Annotated in this window: 10 protein-coding genes; all 10 read left to right on the top strand. The window is 51.2% G+C overall.

Translation table 11 applies throughout. The features are described from left to right. The first annotated feature begins 36 nt into the window (after positions 1–36). Entirely contained in the window at positions 37–3,012 is a 2,976-nt protein-coding gene (locus G519_RS43805) for an extracellular solute-binding protein (RefSeq protein ID WP_051253536.1), read from the top strand. Between the two features lie 27 nt (positions 3,013–3,039). Next, positions 3,040–3,996, top strand: coding sequence for a carbohydrate ABC transporter permease (locus G519_RS43800; protein ID WP_036633495.1), 957 nt, complete (start codon positions 3,040–3,042; stop codon positions 3,994–3,996). Further along, complete coding sequence (locus tag G519_RS0120350) at positions 3,993–4,877, top strand: carbohydrate ABC transporter permease (protein WP_244280162.1); 885 nt, start codon at positions 3,993–3,995, stop codon at positions 4,875–4,877. Before G519_RS43800 ends, G519_RS0120350 begins: the two co-directional genes overlap by 4 nt. A gap of 11 nt (positions 4,878–4,888) precedes the next feature. Then, positions 4,889–6,316, top strand: a complete 1,428-nt coding sequence (locus tag G519_RS50350; protein WP_029196273.1) for a tetratricopeptide repeat protein — start codon at positions 4,889–4,891, stop codon at positions 6,314–6,316. Positions 6,317–6,330: 14 nt separating this feature from the next. Then, complete coding sequence (locus G519_RS0120340) at positions 6,331–6,960, top strand: Yip1 family protein (RefSeq protein WP_161632941.1); 630 nt, start codon at positions 6,331–6,333, stop codon at positions 6,958–6,960. A gap of 19 nt (positions 6,961–6,979) precedes the next feature. Beyond that, positions 6,980–9,205: a DUF5696 domain-containing protein gene (locus G519_RS0120335; protein ID WP_029196271.1), complete on the top strand. Its 2,226-nt coding sequence runs from the start codon at positions 6,980–6,982 to the stop codon at positions 9,203–9,205. 2 nt (positions 9,206–9,207) lie between these two features. After that, entirely contained in the window at positions 9,208–10,071 is an 864-nt protein-coding gene (locus G519_RS0120330; protein WP_029196270.1) for a carbohydrate ABC transporter permease, read from the top strand. 138 nt (positions 10,072–10,209) lie between these two features. Next, the gene (locus G519_RS0120325; protein ID WP_161632940.1) at positions 10,210–11,064 is read left to right on the top strand and encodes a carbohydrate ABC transporter permease; all 855 of its coding nucleotides are present in this window, start codon (positions 10,210–10,212) and stop codon (positions 11,062–11,064) included. A 135-nt stretch (positions 11,065–11,199) separates the two neighbouring features. Next, positions 11,200–12,252: an oxidoreductase gene (locus tag G519_RS0120320; RefSeq protein ID WP_029196268.1), complete on the top strand. Its 1,053-nt coding sequence runs from the start codon at positions 11,200–11,202 to the stop codon at positions 12,250–12,252. A 33-nt stretch (positions 12,253–12,285) separates the two neighbouring features. Continuing rightward, a complete protein-coding gene (locus tag G519_RS43795; RefSeq protein WP_051253535.1) occupies positions 12,286–13,131 on the top strand; it encodes a sugar phosphate isomerase/epimerase family protein in 846 nt (281 codons plus the stop codon). Positions 13,132–13,146: the final 15 nt, after the last annotated feature.

Below are 13,146 nucleotides of genomic sequence, written 5' to 3'. Positions count from 1 at the left end.
TCGCATGAAATCATGAAAGAGACGGGGTGAACATGATTGATTCACATTTTCCCCAGAGGCTCGATTTGGAAGAAAATAACGGGCATCGCGCTGACACTCATGATGCTTAGCGTGACGATCGGAAGCGCAATCCAGCCTATGGAAGCTTCGGAGCGGCTTCGAGACCGCTATAGCAACCAAAGCAAGGCCGCATCAGATCAAATTGATGTGGATTCCATTTCAAAACCGACTTATAGGCAGGTTGCCGAGCATTACAAGCAAACGGGTAACAGCCTGGACTCCGTAAAGGAGATCATACATCCTGCCAATTCCTATTCGGCCTTCGGAGGTACGGCTCCTGCTTCCCAAGTGGTAGGAGACGGATCCAAGCCGACACTCGTTTGGGAGAAAGGCACGGATTGGATCGAATGGACCGTCGATGTTCCTGCAAGCGGCCTTTATAACCTGACCTTCGATTATTATCCAATGCCCGGTAAACGGCTGCCCATCGAACGGTCGCTTTTCATTGACGGCGAAGCCCCTTTTCGCGAAACTCAACGATTATACTTTTACCGAATTTGGGCGGATCAAGGGGAACCAACACAGAATAACCAAGGTGATGACGTACGGCCGAGCCAAGTCGAGAAGGCTGCTTGGGTCAGCGCTCCGCTGACGGACGGCAACGGATTGTATGCGGAGCCTTTTCAGTTCTCGTTAAGCGCAGGCAAGCATGTCATTCGCATGGGCTTTATCCAGGAGCCGGTTTCATTCGGTCAGATCCGGCTTGCTCCGGCGTCGGAAACACCGGATTACGTCAAGGTCAAAAGTTCTTACGACGCTTCCGGGCTCAAGCCGGTCAGCAAGGTGGACATCAAGGTTCAGGCAGAAAACAATCCGGTCAAATCCGATCCCACCATCCGCAGGGAATCGAATGGCGATCCGTTGGTCGAGCCTGCGAGCGAGCTGAAATTCCGGCTGAACGTGTTCGGCGATTGGCGCTGGCGTAAAGGCGGACAATCCGCGACCTGGAGCTTCACGGTTCCGGAGGACGGCCTTTACAAAATCGGCTTGAAAGTAGGCGAGTGGTGGGGAAACGGGCTTCCTTCCTATCGGCAAATCCAGATTGACGGCAAATCGCCTTTTAAGGAGCTGGAGCTTTATCCTTTTACATATTCCCGTGATTGGCGTATCGAAACGCTCGGCAAAAGCGCGAACGAGCCGTATCTTGTGCATTTAACAAAAGGTGAGCACAAGCTAACGATGGTAGCACAAATCGGACCTTTCCAGCCGATCGTCGAATCGCTGGCTACGGAATCGAAGAAGCTTTCTGACATCATCCGACGGATTATTATGGTAACCGGACCTACGCCCGATCCGAATTACGAATACGAGCTGGACAAGCGCATCCCAGGACTGCTAGAAGAAATTCAGGCGTTAGCCGGCAATCTCGGTCTGCAAATCGACGCATTACGCGCGATTTCTCAGGAAGATACGAGTATGGCGAACAGCTTGCTGATGATGAAAAACTTGTTTGATCACATGGTCGCCAAACCGGACTCGATTCCACGTCAGTTGGACGATTTGAATAACAGCTTAACAAATTTGGGTACATGGTTGATCGATCTGCAAAATCAGCCGCTTGTCATGGATTATTTCATGATCAGCGCTCCCGACGTGAAATGGCCTGGCGTCAAATCCAGCATGTGGAAAAAAATGGGCAGCACGTTAAAGAACTTTTTTACATCGTTCCGCAAAGATTACACCGGTATCGGCAGCGTGTATAAGGGCGGGGCCAGTGGAAACGGAGACGATGACATCCTTGACGTTTGGGTTGGTCGCGGCCGGGAATGGGCCGAAATCATGAAAGAAATGACTGAATCGGATTTCACGAAAAAGACGGGAATTCGGGTGAACATTAACACGCTTCCCGCCGGCCAATTGAACTCCGGCTCGGTCAACACGCTTCTTCTGGCCGCCAGCTCAGGCAAAGCGCCGGATGTCGCCACCGGCGTAGGCGAACAGCTGCCGCTTGAGTTTGCGATTCGGGACGCGGCCGTGGATCTGTCGAAGCTGCCGGGCTATGACAGCGTAGAGAAACAGTTCCTCCCCGGAGCCATGGTGCCTTTCCGATACAACAAAGGCGTGTACGCCCTGCCGGAGACGCAGGACTTCAACATTTTGATCTATCGAAAAGATATCTTGAAGGAGCTCGGGCTGTCCGTCCCGCAGACGTGGGATCAAGTGGGTCAAATGATACCCGTGCTGCAGCAGAACGGCATGCAGTTTTATTACCCGCCGACCAATCCGCAGGACCGTTCGCCGCTCGGCTTTGCAACTTTTTTGTATCAAAACAAAGGTGAATTTTATACGGCGGACGGTAAAAGTTCCGGACTGAGTACTCCTGAAGCCTACAAAGCCTTTAAAGAATGGACGGAGCTCTATACCAACTATAAGTTTCCCGTCTATGCCGATCTGTTTAACCGGTTCAGGACGGGGGAAATGCCTATCGGCATATCGGGCTATTGGACCTACGTTCTGCTGTCGACAGCGGCGCCTGAATTGGCGGGACGCTGGGGGATTGCCGCCACGCCCGGACACGCTCAGGCGAACGGAGAAATCGACCATACTGCGGGAGGCCAGATTCAATCCGTCGTTATATTTAAGCAGTCGAAGAAGCAGCAGCAAGCTTGGGAGTTTTTGAAGTGGTGGACCAACAAGGATGTGCAGGCCCAGTTCGGCAGGGAGTTGGAAGCGCTGCTCGGCGTAGAGGCGCGCTGGAACACAGCCAATATGGAGGCGTTCTCGCAACTTCCGTGGCCGGAGGAAGATCTGAAGGCACTAAGCGAAGGGTGGAAATATTTCAAGGAGCAGCCGTTCGTCCCTGGCGGTTATTTCACGACAAGGCATATTGCCAACGCGTGGAACAGGGTTGTGTTAAGCGGTGAGAACGTGAGGGAGTCGCTGGAGCAAGCAGTCAAAGACATCAACAAAGAACTTGAAGCGAAGCAAAAAGAATTCGGAGTTTCTCCCTAATATACCGCACGAGAGGAGGGAAACGGTATGCAAAGCGGTATTCCTACTGCACAGACGGAACGACCTGCGCTGCAGCGCCGGGAACGAAGCATTCTGAGATTGTCGCCGCGTTGGAAGAAGGTGCTAACCGGTTACTTGTTCCTTAGCCCGTTCCTGGTTCTTTTCATCCTATTTACGGTCATTCCGGTTCTTGATTCCATTCGGTTGAGCTTTACTTACTATAATATGCTTCAACCAGCACGCTGGATCGGACTGACCAACTATAAGATCTTGTTCCTGGATGACGACATCTTTATCAAGGCGATTCAAAATACGTTCATCTTTTCCGTCGTTACCGGACCAGTCAGCTATTTGTTATCCTTCATGCTCGCTTGGGTGATCAATAACCTGCGCGGCCGATCGATATTCGCGTTTGCCTTTTATGTGCCTTCCATTACGAGTTCCATCGCGCTTTCGGTCGTATGGCTGTATATTTTCTCGGGTGACCGCTACGGAATGTTGAACCACTGGTTGCTCAATTGGGGCATCATCAGCGAGCCGGTGCTATGGGTAGATAATCCGAAGACGATCCTTCCGGTCGTTATCATTGTATCTCTCTGGATGAGTATGGGAACCGGATTTCTCGTCTTTCTGGCGGGTTTGCAGAACGTCCCAAAAGAGCTGTACGAGGCGGGATCAATCGACGGAATCCGCAATAAGTTTCAGGAGCTTTGGTATATCACTGTTCCGTTCATGAAGCCGCAAATGCTGTTCGGGGCGGTCAACGCGATCGTGGCCTCGTTCGGTGTTTTCGATATCGCCGTGGCGATGGCTGGCATGCCGAGCCCGAATTATGCCGGCCACACGATTATCAGCCATCTCTACGATTATGCATTTATCCGCTTTGAGCTTGGCTACGCGTCCTCCATCGCCGCCGTGCTGTTTATCGTGACCTTCGGCCTCGGAAGGATCGCTATGAGACTGTTTTCGTCCAAAGACGAGTGAGGGGGAGTGGGCGTATGCCGATCATTCGCGCCGAAAAGCTGAGCACATCGTTGAAATGGGCTCTATTGTATTTGTTCATACTGGCGCTTGTCTCATTCACCGCGCTGCCGATTGTATACATGGTTTCCACGGCATTCAAGCCGCTAGACGAGCTGTTTCTGTACCCGCCGCGGTTCTTTGTGCACAAGCCGACGCTGCGCAACTTCTTCGACCTGCTGACGGCGACGGATACCTCGATCGTACCTTTCACAAGGTACATCTTCAACAGCGTGTTCGTTTCCGTTGCCATCGTCGTAGGGACGCTCGTGATCTGCTGCTTGGGCGCCTACGTATTGTCCAAATACCGTCTGCCAGGAGCAAACGCTTTATTCGCCGTCATAATTTCAGCGCTCATGTTCACGCCCCAGGTGACGCAAATTCCGACCTATATGGTCATTTCCAACCTCGGGATGCTGGATACGTATTGGTCGCTCGTACTGCCTAAGCTGGCGGTGGCTTATAACATTTTTTTGATGAAGCAGTTCATCGATCAAATCCCGGATGCTCTTCTTGAAGCCGCGCATATCGACGGGGCCTCAGAATGGCGTATCTTTTGGAGGGTGGTCATGCCCGTATGCCGTCCTGCTTGGGCCACACTGATCATTTTTGCATTCATCGCCAACTGGAATGATTATTTCACCCCGCTTGTGTTTACGACAAGCGAATCGATGAAGACGCTTCCGCTTGCCTTGCAGACGCTGGCCGGAGGACCCGGCACCGTGGCCCGGTCCGGAGCGGTGGCCGCGGGTACGCTGCTCGTGACCTTGCCGCCGATCTTGATTTTCCTCGCATTTCAGAAAATGGTGATCAATACGATGGCGTACTCCGGCATTAAATCGTAGGAGGTGAGACGATGTTACGACGCGCCTCGGCATGTTTCTTTTGCCTCGTCTTTCTGCTGATGCTAGTAAGTGAACCTGTTCGCGCTATGCCGCAAATATCCTATACACGCGATCCGCTTCATGATTACCGGGTGCCGATCCCGCTAGCATATACGGTCGGAGAGGTTATTATGAATATCGGCCAGAAACCGTTTAACAAAGCGAGCGACTTGTTTATTGATTCGAAAGGACTTTTGTACGTGGTCGATACGGGCAACAACCGGATCGTGAAACTTGATCCGAAAGGCCGCGTGCTCGGAATATTCGGGGAAGAACAAGGGGTGAAACTTAACGGACCTGAAGGCATCTTCGTCGACGAATTGGACGATATGTTCGTTGCCGATACGGGAAACGGAAAAATCATCCACCTTGATCCGAAGGGCGCTAAAATTGAGGAGTTCGTTCGGCCGAAGACGTCCCTCATGAAAGGGAACGCCAACTTTTCACCGAACAAAGTGTTGATCGATAAGCGAGGATATTTGAACGTACTGGATCGCAATGACCCGAACGGTTTCATTATGATCGACGCCAACAATCAGTTCCGCGGCTACCTCGCGGCCAATCACGTTCCTTTCAGCTGGCAGCAGCTTCTCATCCGGCTTTTGGCGACACCGGAACAGAAAGAGCAGCTGAGCAAAGCGGTTCCGCCCCAGCATGCGAATTTGACGATGGATGAGGAAGGATACATCTATTCTCCGACGGTACTCATCGATAAGGATCAAATTAAAAAATTAAACGCGCTGGGGACCAATATTTTTAAGAAAGACACCTTTTACGGGGAGAAGTCGATTGAATCCGGCTCGTTGGCAATGCCTTATTTCGTCGACATCGCGGTGGACCAATATGGCATCATTAATGCATTGGACGCCACATCGCGGAAGATTTACCAGTACAATCAGGAAGGCAATCTGCTCGCCGTATTTGGCGGACACGGGAGTGTGAAGGGAACGTTTGAATATCCTTCGAGCATCGGGGTCGACCAGCAAGGGCGAATCTTCGTTTTGGACCGGGACCGCAATAACATTCAGGTATTCGAACCGACGCGCTTCTCGGAATTGATTCATCAGGCGAGCGCGCTATACTTCAACGGACGTTATGAAGAAGCGTTGAAGCCGTGGCATGAGGTGCTGCAGATCGATGAGAATTATCCACTCGCGCATCGCGGGGTGGCGAAGGCGCTCTATAAGCAGGAGCGGTGGCAGGAATCGATGGCTGAATTTAAGCTGGCCGGGGACCAGGAGGGCTACTCCGACGCCTTTGGGCAGTACCGCAGACAATATATGAAGAACCACTTCGGTTGGATTTTGCTGATTCTCGCCTTGCTGCTGTATGTTCTTTATTTTATCTTCAAGAGGCTCCGTGGGTTAGCCCAAATGATCGTAAGGAGGTTAGGCTATTGAGCGGGAATATTACTGTGCTGGTACGCGTCCGGCGGCCGCTTGAGATCGGCTTAGCCGTCTTGTTCCACCCGGCCGACGGATTTCGCGAGCTGCGCGGCTATCGAAGCTTTACTGCCGCATGCATCCTGCTGCTGCTAACGTTCGCCGTGCGGGTTGCATCCATCTTGATGACATCCTTCCACGTCAGCAGCTTGCAGCCCGAAGATGCAAATATGGTGTTGGAAATCGTACGTATCATCCTGCCGCTTCTGTCTTGGGCGGTCAGTTGTTATTTGATCACATCGATTATGGACGGTGAAACCTTCTTCGGCAACGTCCTGCTCGCAGTAGCTTATTCCATGATCCCTTACATCGTATTTACTCTCCCTATTGCAGCGGTGACACTTCTGCTGACACGCGACGAACTGTATTTGTACATTGTGCTGAAATGGATCGTCTGGCTGTGGGTCGGGGGGTTATTGATCATCAATCTTGGCGTAATGAACGACTATTCCCTTAAGAAAACGATCGGGGTCACGCTGTTGAGCCTGTTTACGCTCATCATCTGTTGGGCGACGATCGGCTTGATCTTTGCGCTGACCAACCACGTCGTTATATTCGTGAAGGATGTTTATAACGAAGTGCTGTATTTACAGTTCAAATGAGGGGAGGACATCCTCACAAATGAAGAAAAATTGGATCAAACGGATCCTATGGATCGCCGTGCTGGCGATTATCATCATCGTTGCCATGAAAATTCGTCAGCACCTTCCCGCTCAGTCCGTCGGGGGAACAGAGGCTCAGGAAGCCAAACAAGCTGATGCTGCTGCCGCTGGAGTTATCGGTTTGCCGTCGGATGAAGGATTCACCAAGGCTGCAGAGACCGACCAGTTGGAGCTGTATTTCCGTTCCCAGGATTCGGCCCTTCAGGTTAAGGATAAACGGGATGGACACGTTTGGCGTTCGGCCTATCCGCTTAAGGATGCCAACGTAGACGGGAACGATTTGTGGAAGTCGGACAGCCAATCGATTTTCCATTTAAGCTACACGAACCCGAACACGCCTACATTGGAAGTGTTGGAGTCGAACTCGGTCTTGCTGCAGCCGCAGATGGAGTCGAAGCCGATAGAGAACGGGATATCAGTACATTACGATTTGCAGCAGCTGAAACTGAGCTTCACCATGCAATTTCAACTGAATAACGGCGGGTTGGAGGTTCACGTGCCGGCGGATTCAATCAAAGAATCGGAGGAGTACGTGATCATGAGATTGTCACCGCTGCCGTTCTTTGGAGCGGCCGGCGATGAAGTCGAGGGATACGGATTTTATCCTGACGGGCCTGGGGCCATATCTTATTTCAAACCGAATCATCCTCAATATATGGAGCCCTATCACTCAGCAGTATTCGGCTCCGATCAGATTTCGTTTAACGACTACAATCAGCCTGAAAATGCGTATTTGCCAGTATTCGGTATGAAGGTGAAGAACAACGCCTTTATGGGAATCATTACGGAGGGAGAATTCGATTCATCCGTCGTTTATGCCCCCAGCGGCTATTTAATTAACTTGAACAGAACTTCGGCGGAATTAACTTACCGCAGGTCCTACGAAGCCGTGAAGCAGAACGGGAACTTGGCGGTTCGGGCGGAGAAAAATGTACTGCGCGAAAACCATACGATACGTTACCTGTTCTATGGCGGGGATGAGGCCAATTACAGTCATATGGCCGTCTCATACCGCGGCTATTTACTTAAAGAAAAGGGCCTGATTCCGCGAATGAAGAAAGGCGATCCTATTCCGCTCGGCGTCGACTTGCTGATGGGGATTAAACAACAGCGCATCCTAACCGACCGGTTTTTGCCGACAACCACATTCGAACAAGCGGCACAAATCTTGAAGGATCTTCACGATAAGGGGATCGAATCGATATCTGCGAATTTGCTTGGCTGGACCAAGCAAGGGTTCGGCTTCCTGCCCTCGGAGCTTCCTGCTTCATCCCAGCTGGGCAGCATGAACGGCCTGGAAGCATTATCACGCATGGCCAAAGAGAATGGTGTGCGACTGTATTTGACGGACGACTTTGTACATGCGTTTAAGGGAGGCTCGAACGGCAGCTTCTCGGAGCGCGATGACGTCATCAAGGGGGCGAATCATTTTCCGGTCACGGATCCGTATAATGTATCGTTCTTGTTGAACGCCCGCAAGCGGAACTTGTTTTTCCAGAACACCTATCTCAAAAATTTAAAGTCGCTGCCGATCTCAGGAATTCAATTCGATGCGTTCGGAACGATGAATTATTTTGATTACAATGATACTTTTCCGCTGACTCGTGAAGGAACCGCCGCCGAATGGATGGAGATGATGGGCAAATCGCGTTCTCAGTTCGGCGGAGCGGCAGTTACAGGCGGGAATTCATACGTTCTTCCTTACGCGGACCGGATCTTCAGCTTGGGGATGCAGGACAGCGGATTTTTCTTCACGGACGAAACGGTGCCCTTCTACCAAATGGTCATCCACGGGGTGATTCCTTATTCCGGCATACCTCAGAATTTGTTCCACGACCCGCAGATGCAATTCTTGAAAATGGTGGAATATGGATATATGCCGTTTTATCAGCTCACTTATCAACACTCGGACGAACTGAAGGACACGTTCTTTGCCGACCTGTTCAGCTCCCGTTACAGCAGTTGGTCCAACACCGTTGTCAAGACGTATAAAGAAATGAGCGATAAACTCCGCATCTCCTGGTCGCAGCCGATGGTCGACCACCGTAAGCTGAAGGACCGTGTGTTTCAAACGACCTACGAGGACGGAACGCGCGTTATCGTCAACTATGGAACTGACGCGACTCAAATTAACGGCCATTCCGTACCCGGAGAAAATTACGCCGTCTTGCCGAAGGAGGGGTAAATGTGAAGCGAATCGGTTTGGAGCGAAAAAAAATGCTTGCCGGCTACGTCTACATTTCCCCGTGGCTCGTCGGATTTCTGCTGTTCATGGTCTTTCCGCTCGTCTACTCGTTGTGGTTAAGCTTCCATGATGTGGAAGGTGTAGGAAGCTTTCAGTTGAAATACGTCGGCTGGTTGAATTTCAAACATGCGTTCGTATTGGATCCGCAGTTTGTGCCACTGTTCGTCTCTGTCATTCAGGACACCGTCATCAACACGCCTTTAATCATTGTGTTCTCGCTCTTCATCGCCATCTTGCTGAACCATAGAATCAGAGGTCGAGCGTTTTTCCGTGCCGCATTCTTCCTCCCGGTGCTGATTGGTTCAGGTATGGTTCTGCAGCAATTGCTTTATGCAGGTGTAGGCCAGAAAACGCTGGTAAACGGGATCGGCTTGCCGGAGTCCGCATTCATTTATATGGGGCCGGCGTTCTCACAGTTTGTGTTTGACCTGCTCAGCCGCCTGACGCTGATCTTTTGGAAAACAGGAGTGCAGATTTTGCTGTTTTTGGCTGGGCTGCAGGGTATCTCGCCGTCACTGTACGAATCTTCTAAATGTGACGGGGCAACCGAATGGGAGATGTTCTGGAAAATCACGCTTCCGCTCGTATCGCCCGTCATTTTACTCAATTTGGTTTACACGCTGGTTGATTCCTTTACCGATGTAACGAACCGGATAATGCTGTATATTCGCGATATCGGATTCGTCAAGATTGAGCTCGGCTATGCGGCAGCGCTTGGATGGATCTATTTTGCGCTAGTCTTTGTGATCATTGTGATCATATTCGCCGCGTCCAGACGCTTCATCTTTTATTCCGGAGAACGATGAAAGGAGTGACCAAAGTCTATGAAAAACGCAGACGGAATATCAGCGCCACGGCACCCTGATGCTGCTCTGGAAAGGATGCCCCGTTTCTTGCGGCTCACTGCGAGCCGGCTGGCGAGCAGAAGCCGCTGGTTCGGCGTCGTGTACCGGATCTTCGTTTACTGCCTGCTGATCGATTTGTCGTTCGTTTTTCTTTATCCGTTCATCTATATGATTACAACGTCCTTAAAAACGCCTCCTGACCTGCTGAATTTCACGATCAAGTGGATTCCGACAAGCATGGCATGGCAAAACTACGCATACGGGATCGTCGGCCTCAAGTACTGGGACCATTTTTTTAACTCGGCGACTACATCCCTGCTCAGTGTTGTCGGTCAAGTGCTTGCTTGCTCTTTCGTTGCGTACGGCTTCGCCCGGATCAAATTTCCAGGGCGTGAGGCGCTTTTCATGCTGGCTATGTTTACGCTCATCATTCCACCGCAAACGGTGATCATTCCGTTGTTTATCCAGTATAAAGCAATGGGTTGGATGGACACGTTCGCGCCCATCGTTGTACCTGCATTTTTTGCTAACGGACTTCGTGGGGCGCTGTTTATCTTTATTTTCCGTCAGCTGTTCCGCAATTTGCCCTGGGAGCTGGAGGATGCGGCTCGCGTCGACGGCTGCGGCAGTTTCCGAGTCTACTGGCGAATCATTTTACCGCTGACGACGCCGGCCATCGTCGTAACCGTGCTGCTGTCACTCGTATGGCACTGGAACGACTTCTTCGAACCTAACATCTATTTGACTTCGGAGGACAAATACACGCTGCCGATGATGCTTCCGCGGCTGTACCAATCGCTGAACGAAACATCCGCTACGCACGGGATGGAAACGTTTGGTCTGCCGACCGTAATGGCGGCCACGTTCCTTGTCGTCGCTCCGCTGTTACTTGTCTATTTGTTCCTGCAAAAATATTTCATCCAGGGTGTGGAGCGCACCGGGCTGGTGGAATAGCGGCTGAGTAGGATCAGAGCCGTAGAGATCCGTTTGAGAGCTTGAAGATCAGCTATCGTAATTTGACGAAATTGGATCTTATTCAGCGGTAAGGAAATAAGGCATTCGCTGTATACGGATCGGGGAGTGGGATGAATGGGCAACGAGCTTCGCGTAGGTTTAATCGGCTACGGATACGCCGGCAGAACGTTTCATGCGCCGGTTATCTCAGCTGTTTCCGATTTAAAGCTGGCAAAAGTGGTGCAGAGGAGAGGCGCATCAGCCAAGGAACGGTATCCCTGGGTGGAAGTTGTGGATCATGTCCAGGATTTATACAGGGATGACAGCATCGATCTGATTGTCGTCACGACTCCAAGTACCGATCATTACGAATTCGTCAAGGATGCTCTTCAGGCGGGAAAGAATGTCATCGTAGAGAAGCCGTTTACGGTGACAACCGATGAAGCTGATAAGTTAATCACCCTTGCGAAGGCAAAGGGAAAAGTGCTGAGCGTGTTCCATAACCGACGCTGGGACGGCGATTTTCTTACCGTTCGGGAAATTGTCCGCCAGGGAATTTTGGGGCGGATCAGCGAAGCAGAATTTTGCTGGGATTCGTACCGTCCAAGCGTGGGAGCAAACTGGCGGGACAGTGGTGCACCGGGGACCGGTGTGTTTTACGATCTCGGGGTGCATTTTCTCGATCAAGCGCTGTCCCTGTTTGGTATGCCGGCAACGATTCAAGCGGATGTACGCACCATTCGTGAAAATGCCATTGCAGACGATTACTTTAATGTCGTATTAGGCTACGAAGACGGACTAAGCGTCCGGCTAAAGTCCTCAGCGCTAGTTCGTGAGCGCGGTCCGCGTTATACGCTTCACGGAACGAACGGCTCTTATGTCAAATACGGCATTGATCCGCAAGAGCAAGCGTTGATCCATGGAGAAACGCCTTTGAAGCCGAACTGGGGGGCGGAGCCGGAAGATATGTGGGGTACGCTGAACACCTCCATCGGAGGCCTTCATTATATCGGCCGCATTCGGACGATTCCGGGCTCTTACACATCGTATTTTCAAAATGTTTACAACGCCATTATCGGCCAAAAGGAGCTTGAGGTCAAACCGGAGCAAGCGCGTATGGCTATCCGGCTGATTGAATTGGGGATCAAGAGCAACAACGAAAAAAAGACCGTTGAAGTTACTCCTTAACGAGAGATTTCATGACAGAAGGGAGAAGTCGCGATGTTTCCATTTAAACCGGCGCTTAATGCGTCAACCTTGTTTCCTTTCAACCTGGAAGTTAAAGAACAGGTGCGAATTGCCGCTGAAGCCGGCTACGAAGGGGTGGAACTGTGGGTCAAAGATCTGGATGCTTATTTGGCCAACGGAGGCACTATCAACCAATTGAAGAGGTACATCTCGGACACGGGAATAGAGGTTGTTAACGCGATTGCCTTTTTTGCATGGTCGGACGAGAACGAAGCGGAACGGGAGCGAGCGTTCGTGCAGGCGGAGAAGGAAATGGTGATGCTTGCGGAACTCGGCTGCGCTGCGGTAGCCGCGCCTCCTTTCGGCAATGTGGAACGTGTTTCCCTAGAAAGCATGGCGGGAAGTTTTGCCATGCTCTCGGAATTGGCCCGCAAAATCGGAATCAAACCGTATCTGGAATTTTGGGGCAGGGCCAAGAAATTATCCCGCTTAAGCGAAGCGATATATGTGGCGATGGAAAGCGGTGTGCCGAATGCCCAAATTTTGCTGGATCCGTTCCATATGCATACGGGCGGCAGCAGGGTAGAAAGTCTTGCCTATGTAAACGGGGAACGGATTGGCATCGTGCATGTGAACGATTATCCTGCTGCGCCGGCAAGTGATGTGATAGCCGACCGGAACCGCGTATTTCCGGGCGCTGGCTGCGCGCCTTCGCAACAATTCGCAAGCACGCTGTACGATATCGGCTATAGAGGATACTTGTCGTTGGAATTGTTTATCGAGGATTTCGGTACGAAGAGTGCCTTGGACGTTGCCAAGCTCGGATTGGAATCGATAACCAATACTTACCAAATTAAGGGTGTGTTTGAAACCATATAAGTATGGGGGAAAGAA

Source organism: Paenibacillus alginolyticus DSM 5050 = NBRC 15375, from assembly GCF_000422905.1.
In the GTDB taxonomy this organism is placed as follows: domain Bacteria; phylum Bacillota; class Bacilli; order Paenibacillales; family NBRC-103111; genus Paenibacillus_E; species Paenibacillus_E alginolyticus.
This window is presented reverse-complemented; position numbering and strand designations above follow the sequence as displayed.

Bases quoted from the DNA above. Each gene is read 5' to 3' on its own strand.
- G519_RS0120320 (WP_029196268.1), top strand. From the start codon at position 11,200: ATGGGCAACGAGCTTCGCGTAGGTTTAATCGGCTACGGATACGCCGGC.
- G519_RS43795 (WP_051253535.1), top strand. From the start codon at position 12,286: ATGTTTCCATTTAAACCGGCGCTTAATGCGTCAACCTTGTTTCCTTTC.
- G519_RS43800 (WP_036633495.1), top strand. From the start codon at position 3,040: ATGCAAAGCGGTATTCCTACTGCACAGACGGAACGACCTGCGCTGCAG.
- G519_RS50350 (WP_029196273.1), top strand. From the start codon at position 4,889: ATGTTACGACGCGCCTCGGCATGTTTCTTTTGCCTCGTCTTTCTGCTG.
- G519_RS0120335 (WP_029196271.1), top strand. From the start codon at position 6,980: ATGAAGAAAAATTGGATCAAACGGATCCTATGGATCGCCGTGCTGGCG.